This window comes from Streptomyces sp. URMC 123 (assembly GCF_051386515.1).
Classification (GTDB): domain Bacteria; phylum Actinomycetota; class Actinomycetes; order Streptomycetales; family Streptomycetaceae; genus Streptomyces.
The window spans coordinates 1-461 of record NZ_JBPQTV010000710.1; the positions used below are offsets into that span (position 1 = coordinate 1).

Here is a 461-nt window from a genome sequence, read left to right on the forward strand (position 1 = left end):
CTGAAGCGGCGCCATCCCGAGGTGCAGACGACGCTGGGCCTGTCCAACATCTCCTTCGGCCTCAACCCCGCCGCCCGTGTCGTGTTGAACTCCGTCTTCCTGGACGAGTGCGTCAAGGCCGGCCTGGACTCGGCCATCGTCCACGCCTCGAAGATCCTGCCGATCGCCCGGCTCGACGAGGAACAGGTGACCACCTGCCTGGACCTCATTTACGACCGCCGGTCGGAGGGCTACGACCCGCTCCAGAAGCTGATGGAGCTCTTCGAGGGCGTCAACACCTCCTCGATGAAGGCCGGCCGCGCCGAGGAGTTGGCGTCGTTGCCGCTGGACGAGCGGTTGAAGCGGCGGATCATCGACGGTGAGAAGAACGGTCTGGAAGCGGATCTGGACGCGGCGCTGGCGGAGCGGCCGGCGTTGGACATCGTCAACGAGACGCTGCTGGAGGGGATGAAGGTCGTCGG

1 protein-coding gene is annotated in these 461 nt (G+C 66.2%); it reads left to right on the top strand.

Features of this window, described 5'->3' with window-relative positions:
* Positions 1-461, top strand: a 461-nt coding sequence (locus tag ACSNOD_RS31740; RefSeq protein WP_436770521.1) for a B12-binding domain-containing protein, incomplete at both ends; no start/stop codon positions are given.